Here is an 18,551-nt window from a genome sequence, read left to right on the forward strand (position 1 = left end):
GTCCGGGGGTGGCGGGTGCTGGGTTTTGGCCAGGGGTTTCCGGGAGGGTGGCGGCGCGTACGGACAGGCGTGCGGCCGCCGCGTCTATGGCTGCCTGGGTGTAGGGCGGGCGGTGCAGACGGGCCCGGGCGAGCAGGTCGTCAATGGGCGATGTCATCGGCTTTCCCTTCCTCGGCCTTTCCTTCCTCGGCGTGCCCTTCCTCGGCCGTACGGGGTTTTGTGAGGTTCTTCTTCACGCCGTACGCGTGCTGGAGGCGCCGTTTGGCGTGGCGGACGGTGGAGCGCACGCCGGCCGGGGTGATGCCGAGGGCGGCCGCTATCTCGACCGCGCTGTAGCCGAGCCCGAAGTGCAGGAAGGCGACATCCATCTGACGCGGCGGCAGTTGTCCGATCTCCGCGTAGAGGTTGAGGCTTTCCTCGAGCTGGCTGATGGGGTCCACGGCCTGGGTCAGCGCCAGGGTCTCGAAGGCCTCGCCTATGAGTGCCGGGAGGCGGTCGCGGGTCCGGGAGTGGTCGATGGTGCTGTTTCTGATGACCCGCCAGGCGTACGCGGTGGGGTTCTCCTTGGTCAGGACGGTGCTCCATGCCTTCAGCAGGTGCTCGAAGGCGGCGTCCACCGCTTCCTCGGCGTCGTGCCAGTTGCCCAGGCGGGACTTGGCCCAGTTGACGTACAACGGCCGGTACATCTGGTGGAAGGCCTCGAAGTCCGGCGGCAGCTTCTTCATGCGCGGGGCGCGGGAGGCTTGGCTCGGCAGGTCCTGACTCACGCCTGCCCCTCGTGGTGTGCGTCCTTGGCGCCCTCGCCGAGGTCGCGCCGCATCTCGCTGATGCCCGCCCGTACGCCGGCCGCGGCGAGCCGGCGCAGCAGTACGACCGCGTCGCGGCCGAACACCCGTAGGGCGAGCGCCGCCAGGATCACCTCACCGGCAATGTCCATCGTCACTGTGCTGTTGTGCCTTCCTGATGTCAGGCGAGGCCTGTCAGCACCCCCGGTGGCCTCGGGACGGCGTGTGTTTACGCCCTCCGCCCACGATGACGTTTGCAACGGCCTGTGCGTGCAAGTCCCGCACAGACTTTCTTAACGGAACGCATCCTTCTGATTACCCGGCTGCGTTCACGCCAGCTCACACAAGGCCTCAGTACCGGAGCGCGCCACCCTGGCGCCACGTCGGCCACCTGCGTAACCGCTCCGCGGGCCGCACCCGCCTCACTGGTTTGCGCAAACTTCCGCAACGACACCACCACCCGTCACGTGATGCACGTCACTCGGGAAGGGGTCTGTCGGAGCACGCGGAAATGCAAAACCGGCCAGCGCCACGAGGGCGTCTGACCGGTCCGAGGTGTGGAGCCTAGGGGAGTCGAACCCCTGACATCTGCCATGCAAAGACAGCGCTCTACCAACTGAGCTAAGGCCCCGGAAGGGGAGCGTCCAGCCGGAAGAACCACGTACCGGCGGGCGCCGCAGACCAGAGTACCGGGTCGCCCCCCGTATCTCGCAAAAAGATTGGGGGTCCCGATGAACGACCACTCTCCGTAAGATGCTCGGCGTGGTTCGCTACAGCGAACCACGGTTTTTGGGGAAGCGATGGGGAGACGCAATGGACGCCGCACAGCAGGAAGCGACCGCGAGAGCGCGGGAACTGCAGCGGAACTGGTACGGGGAGCCGCTGGGGGCGCTCTTCCGTAAGCTCATCGACGATCTTGGTCTCAACCAGGCTCGTCTCGCGGGGGTGCTGGGACTGTCCGCACCGATGCTGTCGCAGCTGATGAGCGGCCAGCGGGCGAAGATCGGCAATCCGGCCGTGGTCCAGCGGGTGCAGCTGCTGCAGGACCTGGCGGGGCAGGTCGCTGACGGCAGCGTGAGCGCGGCCGAGGCCACCGACCGCATGGAGGAGATCAAGAAGTCGCAGGGGGGCTCGGTGCTCAGCAACACGACGCAGACGACGAGCAGTTCGGGGGCGCCCACGGTCAAGCGGGTGGTCCGCGAGATCCAGTCGCTGCTGCGCTCGGTGGCCGCCGCGGGAGACATCATCGAAGCCGCGGACACCCTCGCCCCCACCCACCCGGAACTGGCAGAGTTCCTCCGGGTGTACGGCGCCGGCCGCACCTCCGACGCGGTCACGCACTACCAGTCCCACCAGAACTGACCTAGGGGCCCGGTCGCCGAAGGGGGTTCGGCAGCCGGGCCGACGGCCAGGTCCTGGGCGGCCCTGAGCAGGCCGTGCGGTTCACCGGCGCGGCCACGCGGGGGTCTGGCCGCTCACGGTGGGATCCCGACGGGGGCGTGTCTCTCACCGGGGAAGGGCGCGAGGGGCGAGGGGCAGCCAGCAACCGGGGGGCAGCCCGCGAAGGGTTCACGGAGGGGCGACGGGGAGTCCGCAAAGGGAGGGGAAGGCGAGGGGAGTCGTATCGCTCGTCGAGGGGGAAGCAAGGGGGGTAACCGAAGGGGGAGGAGCGACGCACAACCATGGGTGAGGTCTTCGCCGGCCGGTACGAACTGGTCGACCCGATCGGACGCGGAGGCGTCGGCGCCGTCTGGCGCGCCTGGGACCACCGCCGCCGCCGGTATGTGGCTGCCAAGGTCCTGCAGCAGAGCGACGCGCACTCGCTGCTGCGGTTCGTCCGCGAACAGGCCCTCCGGATCGATCACCCCCATGTGCTCGCGCCCGCCAGCTGGGCTGCCGACGACGACAAGGTTCTGTTCACCATGGACCTGGTGGCCGGCGGTTCGCTGGTCCATCTCGTCGGGGACTACGGCCCCTTGCCGCCTTTCTTCGTCTGCACGCTCCTCGACCAACTCCTCGCGGGGCTGGCCGCCGTGCACGCGGAGGGCGTCGTCCACCGCGACATCAAGCCCGCCAACCTGCTCCTCGAGGCCACCGGCACCGCCCGCCCGCGTCTGCGCCTGTCCGACTTCGGCATCGCCATGCGGCTGGGCGAACCCCGCTTGACCGAGACCAACCTCGTGGTGGGAACGCCCGGTTACCTCGCGCCCGAGCAACTCATGGGCGCGGAGCCGGACTTCCCCGCCGACTTGTTCGCCGTAGGACTGGTCGCCCTGTATCTGCTGGAGGGCGCCAAGCCGGACACCAAGGCGCTCATCCAGTACTTCGCCGCGCACGGAACACCGGGTGCGCCCAAGGGAATTCCCGAACCGCTGTGGCAGGTTGTCGCCTCGCTGGTGCAGCCGGATCCGCAAGCGCGGTTCCGCACGGCCACGGGTGCCCGCAAGGCCCTCGCCTCGGCCGCCGAGCTCCTGCCGGAACCGGGTCCCGATGACGAGCTGATCGAGATCTTCGACCAACTCGGGCCGCTGCCGCCGGGGTTCGAGGCGGGCGGACCGCTCAAACCGGCGCCAGGAGTCGACAGGGGCAGGGGTGGCTCCCGGCAGTTCGGCACGGGCACCGCGGGTGCGGGTGTCACCGGCTCGGTACCGACGGGCACCGGATCCGTGGCGACCGGCACCGGTTCCGCACGACATGGCACCGGGGCCGGGACCGCCGACGGCACCGGCGCGGGCTCCGTACCGAGCGATCCACGCCAGGGCGTGGCCGGGCCGGTCCCGGCCTCGGATGTCCCGGCGTCCCTTTCCGCGCCCGCCCCGCACACGCCCCGGCCCGGCTCCCGGCCGCCCGCCGCCCAGGAGCCGTCCGTCCCTTCGCAGCCCGGCGACCAGGACGGCCCCCGCGCCATGTCGGACACCGGCAGCTTCCACCTGCCACCGCCTCAGGACACGGGCTCCTCCCCTCGGACTCGAACGCCCCCACCACAGCCGTACCCGGCACAGGCACCAGCCCAGGCACGGGCACAGGACCAGGAGCAGGACCAGAGACAGTCGGGACAGGCGCACCAGGGCGCGCAGCATCACTTGGCTCACATCTCCCCCTACGACAACACGCACGTCCTGTCCTCCCCTCACCCGCACACACCTCAGTACCCGGCTCAGCCTCCGACGCCGACGCAGCACCAGCGCGTCGATGCCTCTACTGCTTCGTACACCGCTCAGAGCCCGCAGGTTCCACCCCTGGCGCCCCCAATTCGACAGCCGCACCGCCGTGGCGGCCACCGCGCCACCCGTCGCGCCTCCCGCGGCCTCGCACGACGGCCCGGCCCGCCCGCCAAGGTGACAGTCCCGCTCCTGCTGCTGGCGCTGGCCTGCTACGCCGTGGGTTTCTGGGCCCTGACCCGCATCTGAGCCAGCTGCCGTCGGCCAGGGCCTCGAGCTTGGAAATGGCGCTGCGGGGCTCTGGGCACCCAAGCCCGCGTTCCGAGCCCGGCTCTACCAGGCCCCAAGCCTCCGCCGAGCCACCACGGACCACACCCCCAGCACCACCAGCACCAAGGTCCCCGCACCGATCCCGCTCACCGCGAGCACGGTCATCGCAGCGTCACCGCCGCCCCCGGCCGCCCCGCTGCCCTCAGCCGCCCACCGATCGCCTTCCGTGACCTGGAAGACGTCGCCGGGCTCCGGCTCCCCCGCATAACCGGGCCCGGCCGCCGCCGCACCCCCCACCCGCACGCGCAATGTCAGCTGGAGCGGCCCGTCGCCGTACCTCTCGGCCATGTCGGCCGCGAGGTGCACGACGAGGTAGTAGGAACCGGCGAACCGCATGCCTTTGAACCGTTGGGGAATGGCGTACCGGTTCTCGTACGCGACCGGCGGCAGTGGACCGACTTCGGTGGCCTCCTGTCTGCCGTTGTAGCTGGTGCTCGCGTCGTCGACCAAACCGCGCACAGGGTTGTAGAGCGAGAGGTTCAGGGCGCCGTCGACATAGCCGGCACGGCCGTTCGCGCTGCCCAGTTCGGCGGTGGCGTACAACTGCCGGCCCCAGTCGAGCGGCACCTTGTAGAAGAGCGTCCGGCCGGGCTCGATGTCGGAGTTCCAGACGCCGTGTCCGACGGATGCCGCCGAGGCGAATCCGGAGCCGCCGTCGCGGCGCACTTCCTCGCCGGTGAGGGGCTCTGGGGAGGCGGAGTCCCAGTCCTCGGGGGCGCTCGTCGCACCGGTCTGCTCCAGGGGCGGCTCCGAGGTGGCGAAGAGCTCCAGGTCCCAGGTGTCCGGGGCGGCCTCCGCCGTACCGACGCGCTCGACGATCACGTAGTAGGTGCCCGCGCTCTCGCAGCGAGGTCGGTTGGCAGAGGCCTGGCGTGCGGCCCACGCCGCGATCGGGCGGGGAGTGTGGACGATGCCGAAGGTCTCACTGCCGAAGGAGCAGTTGCTGCCGTCGGCGTCCTGCACGGTCACCTTGATGCCGTCGCTCGCGGAGAGGGTGGTGCCGGGGGCGGGGATGGCCGTCGCGGAGACGTACACGTCGGAGGTGGCGTCGAGGCCGAGGCGGTAGTAGCTCTTTGTGCCACTGGGCAGGGAGCTCTTGTACGTCGTGCCGGGCGTGAGGGGTGCGGCGTCCGCGGTGCCGGGCGCGCCGGCGACGGGCCGGGCGTCCGGGGCGAAGGCGTAAGGGCTCGGCGTTCCGGCGGCGAGCGCGGACCGGCCCGGCAGGGCAGCCGTCGTACACAGCAGCAGTGCGGCTACGACGGCTGCACGCGCGCGTGCCGAGCGATGTCCGCGCCTCTCCCTCGCGTGACGCCACCGCGCCGTACGCCGCCGCCCCATTACGCGCCACCCCTCGTCGTCACCGGACCATCGACCGTCGCCCATCCTGCCCAGCCGTGCCGCTCGTCACCCGCGCAATCCGTACGACCGCCCGAAACGCCCGGTTCTAAGACCTCCGGGCCGCTCCCGCAACTCGAAGCCGCGTCACTCCGCGCCACGACGAGGACACGGCCGGCTCACGGCGAGCACAAAAAACCCCGACCGCGAGGGCGGCCGGGGTCTGCTCAGATTCCGATGTGGTGACTCACGAACCCGTGGGCACGGAGTCAGTCGCCTCCGTCCACAGATCCTGCTCGGCGCGATCCGCCTGGATCTGGCGGTACACGAGGAGCCCGCCGATGGCGGCCAGTGCGACCAGGAGAAGCTTCTTCACCGCGCGACCTCGTCTTTCCTTGACGTAGGGGACCTCTGGCGCCCGACTATACACACCGACCGATATCGATCGGTGACCTGCGTCGGGGCTCAACTGCCCTCCGGTGGACCGCAGTAGAAGCGGACGGCGACGCTCCGATCAGGGAGTGATGACACCTCTACAGATGGTGAGATTGCTCCCTTCCTTCACCTTCCGGCACTTTTCAGGCCTGATGCGCCCATCCGAGTGGTGTTCATCTGAAGATCGAGGCGCCATGGGCGTCGGTACATGACTTCTCGACCCCCATACACATCATGAGGAAAGTACGCAAATCGCCCAACCCGAAAGTGAGGGGCCATGGCCCGGAACAAGGTCATGAACCTGTGGACCACCATCGTCACCGCCTTCCTCGCGCTGTGCACGGCGCTCGGATTCGTCACGACGAACGCTGCCGCGGCCGCATCGCACAACGAGGCGGCGCGCAAGAGCGACAGCGACCGCGACACCAGCACACAGCTGACAGTGCCGGCGATGCCCCAGTGGGCGTGGTCCTACGCCAGAGCACTGCCCCCCACGATGAAGCAGCGCATCCGCGCCGAGGCGCACGGCAAGACTCCCAGCTGCCGCCACCGTCCGCTCACGGACACCGAAGCGGCGTCCACCTCGGCCGTCGGCGCCTGCGACTCCGCCGCGCCCCCGGCCCAGCCCCTGGTCCCGCACCAGCGCTGAACCCCAGGGTTCGCCCCCAGACGTAACTGCTCAAACCCCCAGTTGTCCCAGACAGCACCGTCACAGCGCGCTTGCGTACACAGCAGCACCGCTCCATACACAGCACGGCTCATACACAGCACAGCTCATACAGAGCACCACTCAGGACGCCGACCCCGTACGACGTACCTCATCCCGCTTCGACGATGTGCCGGAGATAGGCCCCAGGGTCGTTGAGGTAACGCCGCCAGTGGTCGACGAGTTCCAGATCCCGCCAGTCGGCGGGACGCATTCCGTGGTCGCCCACCTCGATGATCTCGGCGCCGGGCAGCGCCGTCAGCACGGGTGAGTGCGTGGCGCAGATGATCTGCGCGCCGGAACGCCCCAGTTCATGCAGCAGCCCGACGAGTTGAAGACAGGAAGCGAAGGACAGCGCGGCCTCGGGCTCGTCCATGACGTACAGCCCTGGCTCCTGAAACCGCTCCCGGAAGGCCATCAGAAAGCCTTCTCCGTGGCTCATCTCGTCCGCGGCCCCGGACAGCCGCCCCGTCTCCTGCTCCCGGCCCAGCGCGTCCAGCGCGGTCTCCGCCCGCAGAAAGAACCCTCTGCGGCGCGTCCGAGGCCCGCGCAGCATACGGCGGCCGGCCGCCGTCGCCTCGAACCGTATCCGCCCGCCCAACGCCGACGGCTCACGCCGACTTGCGTACTTGTAGCCGGCGGATCCGCCCCAGGAGTCCAGACCGAACCCCTCCGCCAGCGCCTCGACGAGGGTCGACTTGCCCGAGCCGTTCTCCCCCACCAGGAACGTGACCGGCGCGGTGAACTTCAGGCCGTCTTCCAGCAGCTGCCGCACGCACGGCACCGACCACGGCCACTGGTTCTCCTCGCCCAGCTCGCCCTCGGCAACATGCGCGTAGGCCCGTTCGACGATCATGCCGCCAGGCTCTCATCCGGCACTGACAATCGTGCATGCGAAAGACCCCCGGTCCGTGTGGACTGGGGGTCTTTTCGCTGGTGGGGCTAACAGGATTTGAACCTGTGGCCTCATCCTTATCAGGGATGCGCTCTAACCAACTGAGCTATAGCCCCGCCGCGCTCTGCGGTATGTGTCCCGCGCGCTGACTCCTGAAGATTAGCGCACGACACGGGCAGTCCCAAAATCGGTTGTCGGGGGACCGCCAGGTGAGGTTTGAAACCGTCTCCGGGCGGCAACCGTCATCCGGCCTCGGTCACCCTCACTCGTCCTCCGCGAGGGTCAGCTCGACGCCGCCCACGAAGCCGGCGGAGAGGTTGTAGATGAACGCGCCGAGCGTCGCCAGCGCCGTCGCGAGGACGACGTCGATGACCGCGATGATCGACGTGAACATCAGGACGTGCGGGAGGGACAGGAAGGACTGCAGGTCAAAGCCGTTCGACTCGTTCGAGCCGGTTGCCTCGGAGATCGTGCCGCCGACTGTCGAGAAGACGCCCATCGCGTCCATGACCATCCAGAGCACCGCGGACGCGACGATCGTGCAGATGCCCAGCGCGATGGAGAGCAGGAAGCTGACCTTCATCACCGACCACGGGTCGGCCTTGGCCACGCGCAGGCGCGCCTTGCGGGTGCGGGGCGTCGTACTCGCTCCCGTGCGCGGCCGGCGTACCGTCGTGCTCGCCGGAGCGGGCGTCTGGTAGGCCTGCGGCGGGTGGTAGGGCCCGGAGGGCTGCTGCGCCTGCCGTTCCCCGGGCAGCGGCGAAGTCGGCGGCGCGGAGGCCGCCTGGTGCGCGCCTGTGGGCGCGGGCTGCGGCTGTGGCTGCGGCTGGGCGCCCGGAGCAGCCGAGCCCGCGCCGGCCGCGTACTGCTGGGGCTGCGAGCCTCGGGTGTCCGTCACGGTTCCCCCCTGGGATCCAGGTGCGTCTGGCGAGGGTGAGTCCTTCGCTGGCGACTTGATCGCTTTCAGCTGGGTCGTGTGCGTGTCTGTCGCACGCGCGGCGGAGCCACGGCCGCCGCCGTCCGTGTCCTTACCGGCAGTAGAACCGGTCGAGGTACCGGACGATCCGGCGCCCGTGGCTCCGCTCACGATGACTCTCTCCTCGTGCTACTCGGCCGAGGGTGCCTCACCCTCGTCCGTGCCGATGGTCGCGGCGGCATCCTCGGCGGTCTCGTCGACGGCCACGTCGCCGTCGACTTCCTCCGCCTCGCGTCCCGCCTCGGCGTTACGAGCGATACCGACCACGGCATCGCGCTTGCCCAGGTTGATCAGTTGGACGCCCATGGTGTCACGGCCCGTCTCCCTGACCTCGTTGACTCGCGTACGAATCACACCGCCGCCAAGCGTGATGGCGAGGATCTCGTCGGTCTCCTCGACCACCAGCGCGCCGACGAGCGAGCCACGGTCCTCCACGATCTTGGCGGCCTTGATGCCGAGGCCGCCGCGACCCTGGACGCGGTACTCGTCGACCGGGGTCCGCTTCGCGTACCCGCCGTCGGTGGCAGTGAACACGAACGTACCGGTTCGAACAACATTCATCGAGAGCAGCTCGTCTCCCTCGCGGAAGCTCATGCCCTTGACACCGGAGGTGGCACGGCCCATGGGGCGCAGCGACTCGTCCGTGGCCGTGAACCTGATCGACTGTGCTTTCTTGCTGATCAGAAGCAGATCGTCGTCGGCAGAGACGAGCTCGGCACCGATCAGTTCGTCGTCGGAACCGTCCTCGCGCTCACGCAAGTTGATCGCGATCACGCCGCCGGAGCGGGGCGAATCGTAATCCTTCAGCGGCGTCTTCTTCACAAGTCCGGCCTTCGTGGCGAGCACCAGGTACGGCGCCGCCTCGTAGTCGCGGATCGCGAGGATCTCGGCGATCGCCTCGTCCGGCTGGAAGGCCAGCAGGTTCGCGACGTGCTGGCCGCGCGCCTCACGTCCGGCGTCCGGCAGCTCGTACGCCTTCGCCCGGTAGACGCGGCCCTTGTTGGTGAAGAACAGCAGCCAGTGGTGCGTGGTCGACACGAAGAAGTGGTCGACGATGTCGTCTTCCTTCAGCTTCGTGCCGCGTACGCCCTTACCGCCGCGCTTCTGCGCGCGATAGTCGACGGTCTTGGTGCGCTTGACGTAACCGCCGCGCGAGACCGTGACGACGATGTCCTCCTCGGCGATCAGGTCCTCGATGGACATGTCGCCGTCGTAGGGCACCAGCATGGTCTTGCGGTCGTCGCCGTACTTCTCGACGATCGCGGCGAGTTCCGCGCTGACGATGCCGCGCTGGCGGACCGGCGAGGCGAGGATCTCGTTGTACTCGGTGATCTTCGCCTGGAGTTCGTCGTGCTCCTGGACGATCTTCTGGCGCTCCAGGGCGGCCAGTCGGCGCAGCTGCATCTCGAGGATGGCGTTGGCCTGGATCTCGTCGATCTCCAGGAGGTCCATCAGGCCCGTGCGCGCGATGTCGACGGTGTCGCTGCGCCGGATCAGCGCGATGACCTCGTCGATGGCGTCCAGGGCCTTCAGCAGGCCGCGCAGGATGTGCGCCCGCTCCTCGGCCTTGCGCAGGCGGAACTTCGTACGGCGGACGATGACCTCGATCTGGTGCGTCACCCAGTGGCGGATGAACGCGTCCAGGGAGAGGGTGCGCGGGACGCCGTCGACGAGCGCCAGCATGTTGGCGCCGAAGTTCGTCTGCAGGTCCGTGTGCTTGTAGAGGTTGTTCAGGACGACCTTGGCGACCCCGTCGCGCTTCAGCACGATGACCAGGCGCTGGCCGGTGCGCGACGACGTCTCGTCACGGACGTCCGCGATGCCGCCGATCTTGCCGTCCTTCACCAGGTCGGCGATCTTCTGCGCGAGGTTGTCGGGGTTGACCTGGTAGGGCAGCTCCGTGACCACCAGGCACTGGCGGTTCTGGATCTCCTCGACCTCGACGACCGCGCGCATGGTGATCGAGCCGCGGCCGGTCCGGTACGCCTCTTCGATGCCCTTGCGGCCCACCACCAGGGCACCGGTCGGGAAGTCGGGGCCCTTGATGCGCTCCATGAGCGCGTCCAGCAGCTCCTCGTGCGAGACGTCCGGGTTCTCCAGGTACCACTGGGCGCCGGCCGCGACCTCGCGCAGGTTGTGCGGCGGGATGTTGGTCGCCATGCCGACCGCGATACCGGCCGAGCCGTTGATCAGCAGGTTCGGGAAGCGGGCCGGCAGGACGGTCGGCTCCTGGGAGCGGCCGTCGTAGTTGTCCGTGAAGTCGACGGTCTCCTCGTCGATGTCACGGACCATCTCCATCGACAGCGGCGCCATCTTGCACTCGGTGTAGCGCATCGCCGCCGCCGGGTCGTTGCCCGGAGAGCCGAAGTTGCCGTTGGAGTCCACCAGCGGCATCCGCATCGACCACGGCTGCGCGAGGCGGACCAGCGCGTCGTAGATCGAACTGTCGCCGTGCGGGTGGTAGTTGCCCATGACGTCGCCGACCACGCGCGCGCACTTGTAGAAGCCGCGCTCGGGGCGGTAGCCGCCGTCGTACATGGCGTACAGCACGCGGCGGTGGACGGGCTTGAGGCCGTCCCGGACGTCCGGCAGGGCACGCGAGACGATGACGGACATCGCGTAGTCGAGGTACGAGCGCTGCATCTCCGTCTCGAGCCCGACGGGCTCGACACGCAGGGTCTGTCCCTCGTCAGGAGTGACGGGAGTGTTCTCGTCGGTCATTGCTGGTGAAGGTCCTTCCTGGTGCGGTCAGCTGAGACCGACTCAGATGTCGAGGAAGCGGACGTCCTTGGCGTTGCGCTGGATGAACTGGCGGCGGGCCTCGACGTCCTCGCCCATCAGGACCGAGAACAGGTCGTCGGCCTGGGCGGCGTCGTCGAGGGTGACCTGGCCGAGGACGCGGTGCTCCTGGTCCATGGTGGTCACGCGCAGCTCCTCGGCGTTCATCTCGCCGAGACCCTTGAAGCGCTGGATCGAGTCCTCGCGGACGCGCTTGCCGCGCTGACGCCCCATCTCGAGCAGCGCGTCACGCTCACGGTCCGAGTACGCGTACTCGACGTCGTCCCGGCCCCACTTGATCTTGTACAGCGGGGGGCGGGAGAGGTACACGTGCCCGGCCTCGACCAGCGGCCGCATGAAGCGGAACAGGAAGGTCAGCAGCAGGGTGGAGATGTGCTGGCCGTCGACGTCGGCGTCCGCCATCAGGATGATCTTGTGATAGCGGAGCTTCTCGATGTCGAAGTCCTCGTGCACGCCCGTACCGAAGGCGGAGATCAGCGCCTGGATCTCCTGGTTCTGCAGGATCTTGTCGATCCGCGCCTTCTCGACGTTGAGGATCTTTCCTCGGATCGGGAGGATCGCCTGGTACTCCGGGTTACGGCCGGACTTGGCCGAGCCGCCGGCGGAGTCACCCTCGACGATGAAGATCTCGCACTTGGTGGGGTCGTTCGACTGGCAGTCGGAGAGCTTGCCCGGCAGGGACGCCGTCTCCAGCAGGCCCTTACGACGCGTCAGGTCACGGGCCTTGCGGGCCGCCACGCGCGCGGTGGCCGCCTGGATTCCCTTGCGGACGATGTCCGCGGCCTCGACCGGGTTGCGGTCCAGCCAGTCGTTGAGGTGCTCGTAGACCGCTTTCTGCACGAAGGTCTTGGCCTCCGTGTTGCCCAGCTTGGTCTTCGTCTGTCCCTCGAACTGCGGCTCGCTCAGCTTCACCGAGATGATCGCGGTCAGACCCTCGCGGATGTCGTCACCCGTGAGGTTGTCGTCCTTCTCACGCAGCAGCTTCTTGTCGCGCGCGTACTTGTTGATGAGGTTCGTCAGCGCCGCGCGGAAGCCCTCTTCGTGCGTGCCGCCCTCGTGCGTGTGGATGATGTTGGCGAAGGAGTACACGCCCTCGCTGTAACCGCTGTTCCACTGCATCGCGACTTCGAGGGAGAGGCTCTTCTCCTTGTCCTCCGCCTCGAGGTCGATGACCGTCGGGTGCACCGCGTCGCCCTTGCGGGAGTTGAGGTACTTCACGAAGTCGACGATGCCGCCTTCGTAGTGGTACGTGACGGTCTTGACCTCGGCTGTCTCGTCCGCACCCGCCTCGTCCGCCCCGGAGGTGGCCTTCGCCGACTCGCGCTCGTCAGTGAGTTTGATCGTCAAACCCTTGTTGAGGAACGCCATCTCCTGGAAGCGCCGCGAGAGCGTCTCGAAGGAGTAGTCGGTGGTCTCGAAGATGTCGGCGTCGGCCCAGAAGGTGACCGACGTGCCGGTCTCCTCGATGGCTTCGTGCTTGGCGAGCGGCGCCGTGGGGACGCCCATCTTGTAGTCCTGCGTCCAGCGGTGGCCGTCGGTCTTCACCTCGACGGCGACCTTCGAGGACAGCGCGTTCACCACGGAGACACCGACGCCGTGCAGACCACCGGAGACCGCGTAGCCGCCGCCGCCGAACTTGCCGCCCGCGTGCAGCACGGTCAGCACGACCTCGACGGCCGGCTTGTTCTCGGAGGGGACGATGCCGACCGGGATGCCTCGGCCGTTGTCGATGACACGGACGCCGCCGTCGGCGAGGATCGTCACGTCGATGGTGTCCGCGTGGCCGGCCAGCGCCTCGTCGACGGAGTTGTCGACCACCTCGTACACGAGGTGGTGCAGCCCTCGCTCACCGGTCGAGCCGATGTACATGCCGGGTCGCTTGCGGACCGCGTCCAGACCCTCGAGGACGGTGATGGCGCTGGCGTCGTACGCCGTGGCCACTGTTGAGGCCTCGGCGACTTCGGCCGGGGCCTCGGTGGACGGGATGTTCTCGTTGGGGTTGCCGGAATCGGCCACGAAGCGCCCTTTCTGGCACAGCACGAGCCGGGCTCGTCGGCGGGTTGCCGGAGCGGCTGCGGCATGTTGCGTTGGTAAGCCTTGATCAGCGTTGCTCAGCTTTTCCCGGACGGTCCCCACGATTGGGGCGGGATTGGCTTCCAGTCTACCGGTTGCGCCGACAGTGATGGGGGTTTGCCGGTACCTGAGTCCTCATGTGCCGCCCTGAACCCGGCTCGGCCGACTCCCGATATACGGATGGGGGCTCCAAGAGGCTCAGAGAGGCACTCAGCGCTTCCAGCCGTCAACCCTTTGCTACTTAGGAGTCAGGTCGAGATTCACAACCGCGTGCGGGTGTTCGAAGAGGAGGTCGCCGACCGTGCGTCGCGACCGCCGACGGCAGCTGATGTGATGTCTGTCACCTGTGGACAACGGGGCTGTCGGGACTGCTGTGACGGCACTCCGCAGCTGCGGCTCACGGCGACTCGGACGCCGCTGCTCGCCCCTCGGGGAACGCCGGACACGCGCGGAGCCGGACGATCGGATCAGCCGTACGTGTCGCCGGGCCCCGTGCTGCCGGGCGCGCGCAGAGGGCCGTAACGGCGAGGGGGGCCGCCGGGGCCCTGCACCTTGATCTGCCGCACCGCACCATGCCCGAGGTCCTCGTTGAGGCGGGCGACCAGCGTCGGGGCGAGCAGCCGCAGGTTCGTCGCCCACGCCGTCGAGTCGCAGCGCACGACCAGGACCCGCTCGTCCTCGTCGTACTTCTCCGGCACACAGTGCTTGGCGACGTCCTCGCCGACGATCTGCGGCCAACGGCCCATCACGCCGCCCACCGCAGCCGGAGTCTCCCAGCCCCGCTCGGTGATCAAGCGGTTAATGGCAGCGCCGAGCGCCAGGGGGTCGCGGCCGTCGGCACGCGCGCCGGAGCGCAGCCCCCCGCGCCGCGCCTGCTTCTTCTGCTGCGCCGCATCCCCACGCGCGCGTGCCTGCTCCTTTGCCGCCCGCAGCGCCACGCGGGCGAGGTCGACGCCGGAGGGTTCGGGCGCCTTCTTGGGGGCGTTCTCGGACGGCTTGTCGCTCATACGCGCTCCACCGTCCCCTCGGACACGGCATACCGCGCCCCCGCCAGCACATGCGGTACGTCGTCGTCGACCGCGGCGGTCACCAGGACCTGCTCACCGGGCGCGACCAACTCGGCCAGACGCTCACGGCGTCGGCTGTCCAGCTCGGCGAAGACGTCGTCGAGGACCAGCACCGGTTCGTTTCCTTCGGCCCTGAGCAGGTCGTACGAGGCCAGGCGGAGCGCCAGCGCATAGGACCAGGACTCGCCGTGCGAGGCGTAGCCCTTGGCGGGCAGCTGACCGAGTTTGAGAAGCAGATCGTCCCGATGGGGGCCTACGAGGGTGACGCCGCGCTCGATCTCCTGCTTGCGGGCATCGGCGAGCGCCGCCATCAGCTGCTCGAAGAGGTCCTCACGCGTATGCGCCTCACCGGGAGCCGACGGCTTGTAGTCCAGGGCGACGGGGCCGCCGCCGGGGGCCAGTTGCTCGTACGCCTTGTCGGCCAGCGGGTGGATCGCCGCGATCAGGTCGAGGCGCTGAGCGAGCAACTCGGCGCCCGCGCGCGCGAGGTGCTGGTCCCAGACGTCGAGGGTGGACAGATCCATCGTGCGGCCGCCGTGGCGGCGGGCCAGCGCGGCCGTCTTGAGGAGGGTGTTGCGCTGCTTGAGGACCCGCTCGTAGTCGGAGCGGACACCGGCCATGCGCGGGGAGCGGGCGGTGATCAGCTCGTCGAGGAAACGGCGCCGCTCGCCGGGGTCGCCCTTGACCAGGGCGAGGTCCTCCGGGGCGAACAGGACGGTCCGCACGATGCCGAGCACGTCACGGGGTCTGACCTGCGAGGATCTGTTGATGCGGGCCCGGTTGGCCTTGCCGGGGTTCAGCTCCAGCTCGACCAGCTGCTGCCGGTCGCCCTGCTTGACCTGGGCCCGGATGATCGCCCGGTCGGCGCCCATGCGCACGAGAGGGGCGTCCGAGGCGACGCGATGGCTACCGAGGGTGGCGAGATAACCGACGGCCTCGACGAGGTTGGTCTTCCCCTGGCCGTTGGGTCCGACGAAGGCGGTGACGCCCGGGTCGAGCGGGACTTCGACCCGGGCGTACGAGCGGAAGTCGGCCAGCGACAGATGCGTGACGTGCATGGTCGTTCGCCGACCTCCCCCAACGTGTGGTTCAGCTTTCCCCAGCTGTGGACAACCGGGTCACTCCTGAGGGTGCCAGGGTGCCATCCCCAGGGTGTGGATTACTTGTTCTCGTTTCCGCCGGCGTTCCCGACGGTCGTTCCCGCCGGTTACTTCGTCTCGACCGCGTGGCCGCCGAACTGGTTCCGCAGCGCCGCGATCATCTTCATCTGCGGGGAGTCGTCCTGACGGGACGCGAACCGCGCGAACAGCGACGCGGTGATCGCCGGGAGCGGCACCGCATGGTCGATGGCGGCTTCCACAGTCCAGCGTCCCTCGCCGGAGTCCTGTGCATAACCCCTGAGCTTGTCCAGGTGCTCGTCCTCGTCGAGGGCGTTCACCGCCAGGTCCAGCAGCCAGGACCGGATGACCGTGCCCTCCTGCCAGGAGCGGAAGACCTCCCGGACGTCGGTCACGGAGTCGACCTTCTCCAGCAGCTCCCAGCCCTCGGCGTAGGCCTGCATCATCGCGTACTCGATGCCGTTGTGGACCATCTTCGCGAAGTGCCCCGCGCCCACCTTGCCGGCGTGCACCGAGCCGAAGTCACCCTCGGGCTTGAGGGCGTCGAAGATCGGCTGCACCTTGGCGACGTTCTCCGGGGCGCCGCCGTACATCAGCGCATAGCCGTTCTCCAGGCCCCAGACTCCGCCGGAGACGCCGCAGTCGACGAAGCCGATGCCCTTGGCCGCCAGCTCCTCGGCGTGCCGCTCGTCGTCCGTCCAGCGGGAGTTCCCGCCGTCCACCACGACGTCACCGGGCTCCAGCAGCTCGGCGAGCTCGTCGATGGTCGACTGGGTCGGGGCACCGGCCGGGACCATCACCCAGATCACGCGCGGCCCGAGGAGCTTGCCCACAAGCTCTTCCAGGCTGTGGACATCCGCGAGGTCCGGGTTGCGGTCGTATCCGACAACGGTGTGGCCCGCGCGGCGTATCCGCTCGCGCATGTTGCCGCCCATCTTGCCGAGGCCGACGAGACCGAGCTCCATCAGTTGTTCCTTAGGTTGCTGTGGCGTGTGGGGCACCTGCGTGCCCACGTCCGAGCCTAAACCCGGACGCACGCGCACATCCGTGGGCATACGCGCTCATACGTACGCTCTCACCTGCGGCTTCACCGAACGGGGCCGATCACCCACAGGACCTGCGGGACTGTGGACGGCGGCTGACGCCAAGGCCCAGCGGCTCACGCCGAGGCCCGAGGTCCGAACCGAGGGCCCGGAAATCCACCGGCCCCCCAGCCTCTGTGGACAACGTCAGCCGCTCAGGCGCACCGGCATGATCAGGTACTTGTAGGCCTCGTCCGCCTCGGCGTCCAGCGCCGGCTTGCCGCTGAGCAGCGCGGGCTTCGTGGACGTCGTGAAGGAAAGCTGGGCGACCGGGGAGTCGATGGCGCTCAGGCCGTCCAGCAGGAACGTCGGGTTGAAGGCGATCGAGATGTCGTCGCCCTCCAGCTGGGCGTCGACCCTTTCCACAGCCTGTGCGTCGTCGCTGGAACCGGCCTCCAGGATGAGCACACCCTGCTCGAAGCTCAGCCGCACCGGAGTGTTGCGCTCGGCGACCAGGGCCACACGCTTGACGGCCTCCACGAAGGGGGCGGTCTCGATCACCGCGACGGAGTTGAACTCCGTCGGGAACAGCGTGCGGTACTTCGGGAGGTCGCCCTCCAGGAGACGGGTCGTCGTACGGCGGCCCGCGCCCTCGAAACCGATCAGACCTTCGCCCGCACCCGAGCCGGACAGCGCCAGGGTGACGCTGTCGCCGCTGGTCAGCGCCTTGGCGGTGTCCAGGAGCGTCTTGGCGGGGACCAGGGCGACCGCCGAGGCCTCCGGGTTCTCCGGCTTCCACAGGAACTCGCGGACCGCGAAGCGGTAGCGGTCGGTGGAGGCCAGCGTCACCGTGTCGCCCTCGATCTCGATGCGCACACCGGTGAGGACGGGCAGCGTGTCGTCACGGCCGGCGGCGATCGCGACCTGGGCGGCCGCGGACGCGAAGACCTCGCCGGGGACGGTGCCCGTGGCGTTCGGCATCTGCGGCAGCGCCGGGTACTCCTCCACAGGCAGGGTGTGGAGTGTGAACCGCGAGGAGCCGCAGACCACGGTCGCCCGTACACCGTCTGTGGAAATCTCCACCGGCCGGTTGGGAAGAGCCCGGCAGATGTCGGCGAGCAGCCGGCCGGAGACCAGGACCGTACCCTCCTCCTCGACCTCGGTCTCCACGGACACGCGCGCGGAGACCTCGTAGTCGAAGCTGGACAGGCTCAGCTGGCCGTCCTCGGCCTTGAGGAGGAGGCCGGCGAGGACCGGCGCCGGCGGACGGGCCGGGAGGCTGCGCGCCGCCCAGGCCACTGCCTCCGCGAGTACGTCGCGTTCCACCCGGATCTTCACTGTTGCCGCCTCCTGCTGTTGCCGGCGCTTCTCGGCCTGCCTGGCTTCGTCGTCTGTGTCGGTGTCGTCGGCCCCAGTGAGGGGAAGGACACCGGGAACAGTCTGACGCACCCCACTGACAGTAGGTGCCTCTCGGGGTCAAGTCGTGACGAGGGGCAGCCGGGGGCCGGACAGCGAGTTGTGCACAGGGCCCTCTTCGAAACGGATTCCCAGCTCTCTCTAGTTGGGAGTAGTAGTAGGGCCTGTGGAAACCGTGGATAACCCTGTTTTCGCAGGTCAGGCAGGAAATTTTGTCCACGGGCCCTGTGGGCGGAGGCGGTGGACAACCGGGCGTCTCTGTGGAGAACGGAAAGTTCTGCACACGCCGTGCACAGCCTCGGGCGACTTCTCCCCAGTACCGTCCCCAGCTTTACCCACCTTTCCCACAGCCCAACCCGGCAGCTTCGTGTGACGCCTTTCACTCGACCCGGTGAGGAGGCGCGTCGCGTTGCCGAACAGTGGACAGCCATGT

The 18,551-nt window shown here is 68.8% G+C and carries 15 protein-coding genes and 2 tRNA genes; 3 read left to right on the forward strand and 14 right to left on the reverse strand.

Features of this window, described 5'->3' with window-relative positions; genetic code table 11:
* Positions 1–140 precede the first annotated feature (140 nt).
* The 3 genes from ADL12_RS31085 to ADL12_RS31095 form a co-directional block, all read right to left on the reverse strand.
* Complete coding sequence (locus ADL12_RS31085; RefSeq protein WP_063806760.1) at positions 141–767, reverse strand: sigma-70 family RNA polymerase sigma factor; 627 nt, start codon at positions 765–767, stop codon at positions 141–143.
* Positions 764–943: a hypothetical protein gene (locus tag ADL12_RS54345; RefSeq protein ID WP_062707804.1), complete on the reverse strand. Its 180-nt coding sequence runs from the start codon at positions 941–943 to the stop codon at positions 764–766. Before ADL12_RS54345 ends, ADL12_RS31085 begins: the two co-directional genes overlap by 4 nt.
* Positions 944–1,343: 400 nt before the next feature.
* Positions 1,344–1,416, reverse strand: a tRNA-Ala gene (locus tag ADL12_RS31095).
* 182 nt (positions 1,417–1,598) lie between these two features.
* On the opposite strand from ADL12_RS31095, the gene ADL12_RS31100 reads away from it, so the two are divergent.
* Positions 1,599–2,147, forward strand: coding sequence for a helix-turn-helix domain-containing protein (locus ADL12_RS31100; RefSeq protein ID WP_062707807.1), 549 nt, complete (start codon positions 1,599–1,601; stop codon positions 2,145–2,147).
* A 320-nt stretch (positions 2,148–2,467) separates the two neighbouring features.
* Entirely contained in the window at positions 2,468–4,195 is a 1,728-nt protein-coding gene (locus tag ADL12_RS31105) for a serine/threonine-protein kinase (RefSeq protein WP_062707810.1), read from the forward strand.
* A gap of 84 nt (positions 4,196–4,279) precedes the next feature.
* On the opposite strand, the gene ADL12_RS31110 is transcribed toward ADL12_RS31105, so the two are convergent.
* Together ADL12_RS31110 and ADL12_RS56990 are read right to left on the reverse strand one after the other, a co-directional pair.
* Positions 4,280–5,659 (reverse strand): hypothetical protein, encoded by a 1,380-nt coding sequence (locus ADL12_RS31110; protein ID WP_167364446.1) that lies wholly within the window; start codon positions 5,657–5,659, stop codon positions 4,280–4,282.
* Between the two features lie 199 nt (positions 5,660–5,858).
* Positions 5,859–5,987, reverse strand: a complete 129-nt coding sequence (locus ADL12_RS56990) for a DLW-39 family protein (RefSeq protein WP_003999697.1) — start codon at positions 5,985–5,987, stop codon at positions 5,859–5,861.
* A gap of 336 nt (positions 5,988–6,323) precedes the next feature.
* Here ADL12_RS56990 and ADL12_RS31115 point away from each other — a divergent pair, with 336 nt between their 5' ends.
* On the forward strand, positions 6,324–6,695 hold the full coding sequence (locus ADL12_RS31115; protein WP_062707816.1) for a DUF6344 domain-containing protein: 372 nt from the start codon (positions 6,324–6,326) through the stop codon (positions 6,693–6,695).
* A 169-nt stretch (positions 6,696–6,864) separates the two neighbouring features.
* On the opposite strand, the gene ADL12_RS31120 is transcribed toward ADL12_RS31115, so the two are convergent.
* From ADL12_RS31120 to dnaN, 9 genes are all read right to left on the reverse strand, one after another.
* Positions 6,865–7,608 (reverse strand): AAA family ATPase, encoded by a 744-nt coding sequence (locus ADL12_RS31120; RefSeq protein WP_062707819.1) that lies wholly within the window; start codon positions 7,606–7,608, stop codon positions 6,865–6,867.
* Positions 7,609–7,686: 78 nt separating this feature from the next.
* A tRNA-Ile gene (locus ADL12_RS31125) sits at positions 7,687–7,763 on the reverse strand.
* A gap of 146 nt (positions 7,764–7,909) precedes the next feature.
* On the reverse strand, positions 7,910–8,734 hold the full coding sequence (locus tag ADL12_RS31130; RefSeq protein WP_062707822.1) for a DUF3566 domain-containing protein: 825 nt from the start codon (positions 8,732–8,734) through the stop codon (positions 7,910–7,912).
* Positions 8,735–8,752: 18 nt separating this feature from the next.
* Positions 8,753–11,344: a DNA gyrase subunit A gene (gene gyrA, locus ADL12_RS31135; RefSeq protein ID WP_062707825.1), complete on the reverse strand. Its 2,592-nt coding sequence runs from the start codon at positions 11,342–11,344 to the stop codon at positions 8,753–8,755.
* A 42-nt stretch (positions 11,345–11,386) separates the two neighbouring features.
* Positions 11,387–13,462, reverse strand: coding sequence for a DNA topoisomerase (ATP-hydrolyzing) subunit B (gyrB, locus tag ADL12_RS31140; protein ID WP_062707829.1), 2,076 nt, complete (start codon positions 13,460–13,462; stop codon positions 11,387–11,389).
* A 500-nt stretch (positions 13,463–13,962) separates the two neighbouring features.
* Positions 13,963–14,502, reverse strand: coding sequence for a DciA family protein (locus ADL12_RS31145; protein ID WP_062707831.1), 540 nt, complete (start codon positions 14,500–14,502; stop codon positions 13,963–13,965).
* Complete coding sequence (recF, locus tag ADL12_RS31150; protein ID WP_062707834.1) at positions 14,499–15,620, reverse strand: DNA replication/repair protein RecF; 1,122 nt, start codon at positions 15,618–15,620, stop codon at positions 14,499–14,501. The genes ADL12_RS31145 and recF overlap by 4 nt, the downstream gene beginning before the upstream one ends.
* A 149-nt stretch (positions 15,621–15,769) precedes the next feature.
* Entirely contained in the window at positions 15,770–16,645 is an 876-nt protein-coding gene (gene gnd, locus ADL12_RS31155) for a phosphogluconate dehydrogenase (NAD(+)-dependent, decarboxylating) (RefSeq protein ID WP_062707839.1), read from the reverse strand.
* A 264-nt stretch (positions 16,646–16,909) separates the two neighbouring features.
* On the reverse strand, positions 16,910–18,040 hold the full coding sequence (gene dnaN, locus ADL12_RS31160; RefSeq protein ID WP_062707841.1) for a DNA polymerase III subunit beta: 1,131 nt from the start codon (positions 18,038–18,040) through the stop codon (positions 16,910–16,912).
* Positions 18,041–18,551 lie beyond the last annotated feature (511 nt).

The sequence above is a fragment of the Streptomyces regalis genome, assembly GCF_001509475.1.
GTDB classification, from domain to species: domain Bacteria; phylum Actinomycetota; class Actinomycetes; order Streptomycetales; family Streptomycetaceae; genus Streptomyces; species Streptomyces regalis.